The 2305-nt window shown below is 27.5% G+C and carries 1 protein-coding gene and 1 pseudogene; one reads left to right on the top strand and one right to left on the bottom strand.

Annotated elements, in window-relative coordinates; all coding sequences use genetic code 11:
• Positions 1–294: 294 nt before the first annotated feature.
• The gene (locus ABZ717_RS28510) at positions 295–939 is read right to left on the bottom strand and encodes a hypothetical protein (RefSeq protein WP_001830199.1); all 645 of its coding nucleotides are present in this window, start codon (positions 937–939) and stop codon (positions 295–297) included.
• Positions 940–1714: 775 nt separating this feature from the next.
• On the opposite strand from ABZ717_RS28510, the pseudogene ABZ717_RS28515 reads away from it, so the two are divergent.
• A pseudogene (locus tag ABZ717_RS28515) lies at positions 1715–2305 on the top strand (IS3 family transposase); the annotation flags it as partial.

Here is a 2305-nt window from a genome sequence, read left to right on the forward strand (position 1 = left end):
GCCATGCCACGAAATTAGCATCATGCTAGCAAGTTAAGCGAACACTGACATGATAAATTAGTGGTTAGCTATATTTTTTACTTTGCAACAGAACCTTATGTTCTTATCTCAAAAAATAAAGTAGCAATTTGTAATTTGTATAACTGTATTTAAAATTATGAAATGAAAAACTTCTATTGTGCAAAGAAAGTAATATTATTAAGATTAAGAATGTTTTGAGAGAAACTAACATAAAAGAGTAGTATACTTTTAGTCGTTATAGAACATCAACATTAAATCTTAGATGTTTTAATATTATTTTTCATTTTTAGATGAATTACCGTTTGACGTAGAATTAAACTTCTCTTCTTGACTAGTTATTCTATTTTTAGATTTATCTTTTTGAAAACGATCGCTATGAGAAGTATTATCTTCATTATACAATCCTTCTTTTGGTGGATTATATATTTTGCTATTAGCTTTATGTTCTTCGAATCTTCTTTTTTCATCTTCGGTTGAAATGTCAATTGGTTGTGACGTTGAACCATCTGCTTTATTTACCCATACTGCTAATCTGATTGGATAACCATCTGCATGTGCACTCATAAATTCTATAAAATATCTTTCATTGGTGCTTTTGTTATACAAGGTTTTTACTTCATCCATAGAATGGCCACCAGAAACAAACTTTTCATAAACAATTTTTTCTGCTTCTCGAGGGGTTATTTGATGAGAGTTTTCTCGTTCTTGACTTTGATAATTATTAAAATTTTGATTATTAGTAGTTTTTTGTTGGTTATATTGAGATTGGTTTTTCTGATTTTGATTTTGTTCTTGTGTACTAGTATTTTTATTTGTATTATCACTTTTTCCATCATCGTTATTTAGAGTATTAAAGTTACAAGCAGTTAAAAATAATGTAGAAATCAATAATAATGTATTTATATATTTAATTTTCATTATATACTCCTCCTATTAAAATGTTGTGAGACTATACCTAGATAAGTCTAACATTTCAATATTATATAATATACAAAAACTTCGGAATTCGTAATAATTAAATACTTAGAAATGTTTTGTGTTGAACCGAGTTTGTGTAACTTATATATGCTCGGTAAAGATATAACATCATAAATTAAGATTATATGAAACGATAGAACGGTATTAAATAACATATACATATCTGTTGTATATTGTTATAAAAATAAGGTTAGCAAATTGCTAAATATTAAATTAAAGTTAAATTTCATTTTGATTATAGTTTTCATTATAATATTTGTAATAATGTCATTTGTTGTGAGTTATATAATTAGTTCAGTAGATCCTAAATATAGTATTACATGTTACTTTATAGCTATAAGTTTTGTTGTGATATTTGCCACATTTAGTGGTGCTTATCTAGATACTAAAATTTCTGGAGACAAGGATAGAAAATCATAAAAAATATCAAAAGAAAGAAAAGAATAAAAAATAATTAATAATATCAATATGATAAATTTTTAAAACATTCTAATATTATAAAAGAATCAAAATTATCATTATATACTGCACCGGAAAATCATCGGTTTTAAAATAATGAGTAGTGGAATTATGGAGATTTTAGACTTAATAGATGGTTACGCTACTCTTATTATCAAATTGCTTGAAGATAGAGATATGGATGAAGAATCTCCACAGTTATACCACAGTTCACTAAAAATTTTTAGTGAGTGTAATAGAATGGATTATCATATTAATCAAATTGATACTAGAAGTATTAAACATACCTAAATCAACATATTACCGATGGAAAAACAAAAACCATAAAAATGATGCCGTAACACAAAAAGTCATTGAATTATGTAAAGCTAACCACTATACCTACGGTTATCGTAAGATTACAGCGTTGATTAATCAATATTATACATCACCAATTAATCATAAGAGAGTACAGAGAATGATGCAGAAGCATAATTTGAACTGCCGAGTTAGACTTAAAAAGACGACAAGGATAGGTAAACCGTATTATAAAACGGACAATTTAAAGCGAGTTGTCCCATGGAAGTATTAACAACCGATATTACTTATTTACCATTTGGTCATTCTATGTTGTATTTATCTTCGATAACGGATATTTATAACGGAGAAATTGTGGCGCATAAAATCGATGATAAACAAGACCAAAGTTTAGTTAATGATACATTAAATCAAATCGATATACCTGAGGCTTGTATATTACATAGTGATCAGGGCAGCGTTTATACATCTTATGCTTATTATCAATTGTGCGAAGAAAAAGGCATTATCAGAAGTATGTCCCGAAAAGGCGTATATAAAGGGCGCCCCT

The organism is Nocardiopsis sp. NPDC006832 (genome assembly GCF_040635885.1).
Lineage (GTDB): Bacteria > Actinomycetota > Actinomycetes > Streptosporangiales > Streptosporangiaceae > Nocardiopsis.